The organism is Alteromonas sp. ABE4_545 (assembly GCF_056161325.1).
In genome coordinates this window covers 1-1,487 of the sequence record NZ_JBSWYY010000063.1, presented here as the reverse complement: position 1 = coordinate 1,487, position 1,487 = coordinate 1, and the positions used below count along the sequence as shown (strand labels likewise).

Here is a 1,487-nt window from a genome sequence, read left to right as displayed (position 1 = left end):
TTGGGTTCTTGAAGGGCAATAAGCGAGTTATGTACTAGATTAGCGAGGTTTCCGACCAGATTTGAGGTTTTTTTGGCTTATGCTGCCTTGGCTAAGGCCATTTTCTTCATATTTTGGCATGCAGCGGCTAGCAGACACTGCATCGAGACTTTACTTAGCCCGCGATAGCGGCAGTATCGATGTCCATGATGTTGTTTTGCGTCAGCGAAGCTTCGTTCAACCGTTTCTGCCCGCCTTCGATATTGCCTCTTACCCCAGTCACTTAACCTGACCTCGTTCGCGTTTTCTACACTTTTCTGCCACACATGACGGGTAACAACTTTGGTGTGATTTTTACTGTTCGTGCATTGTGTACGGACAGGACAGTTCTTACATTGCTTCGCGTCAGAGTGATAGTGGCGATAGCCTTCTCGGTTCGTGGTTTTATACGGTATAACCTGTCCCTGAGGGCACGTGTAGGTATCGTTTTCTGCGCTATAAACATACTCGCGTTTAGCGAAGTAGCCTTTCTTTTTTGTGGGACGGCGATAACCCATCACACCAATAAGCTGGCGCTCTTCGAGGTTATGGCATACCGCGGCAGTGAAATAGCCCGCGTCTAGACCAACTGCAATATGATTGAGTTTGAAGGTATCTCTGGCTCTGTCGATACGCGCAATAATTGGTTGGCTATCGTGAACGTTTCCTGGTGTGGCGTGTGTATCAACGATGATACCGTGACGACCATCCACGATACGATGGTCCAGATAGAAGAAGCCTTTTGGCTTCTCATCGCGCACCATAAAACCACTGTCTGAGTCAGTACGGCTAACTTTTGTGGGTTTCGTGCAAGGCTTGTCTTCCTTACACTTCAGGGGCTTTTTTCCCTCTATCTCCCTGTCTTTTGTTACCGCTTCGTTTAGCTGTTCGACATAGGCCGAAGGCGTTACTTTCAGGTCTTTAATATCAAAGCGCTTTTTATTAGCGTTAGCTTTTAGGTGTGTGCTATCGGCGAATAAACTCTTCCCGCCAATCAGTCCTTGCTTCATGGCCTGGCGAACAACATTGTCGAAAATAACTTGATAGATATCACTGTCTTTAAAGCGCTTGATACGGTTTTGACTTAGCGTGGAATGATGAATGACTTCTTCTGTCAGCCCCATGCCTAGAAACCAGCGATACGCAACATTTACCTGTATCTCTTTAATTAAACGGCGCTCACTACTAATACCAAATAAATAGCCGAGAAACAGAATTTTGAACAAGCGCACAGGATCAACCGAAGGACGACCATTATTTTGACAATAAAGGTGAGCAACTTCATCGCGGATGAACTCAAAATCTATCGCCATATCAATCAACCTAACTAAGTGATCTTCTGGCACGAGTTCATTGATATAAACCGTTTCAAACTCGTATTGTTGTGGGGATTTTGGGGTTAGCATGGTGAACACTCCGAATTTCACTATGCCTATTAGATCAAAGCCCCAGACTTTCGTCTAGGGCTT

The 1,487-nt window shown here is 45.5% G+C and carries 1 protein-coding gene; it reads right to left on the bottom strand.

Translation table 11 applies throughout. The annotated features are described in order from the left end of the window. Nucleotides 1–77: 77 nt before the first annotated feature. A complete protein-coding gene (locus tag ACXAH6_RS20315; protein WP_474879807.1) occupies nucleotides 78–1,424 on the bottom strand; it encodes an IS1182 family transposase in 1,347 nt (448 codons plus the stop codon). Between the last annotated feature and the right edge of the window lie 63 nt (nucleotides 1,425–1,487).

Excerpts from the sequence above, each read along its gene's own strand:
- ACXAH6_RS20315 (WP_474879807.1), bottom strand. The coding sequence starts at position 1,424 with ATGCTAACCCCAAAATCCCCACAACAATACGAGTTTGAAACGGTTTAT.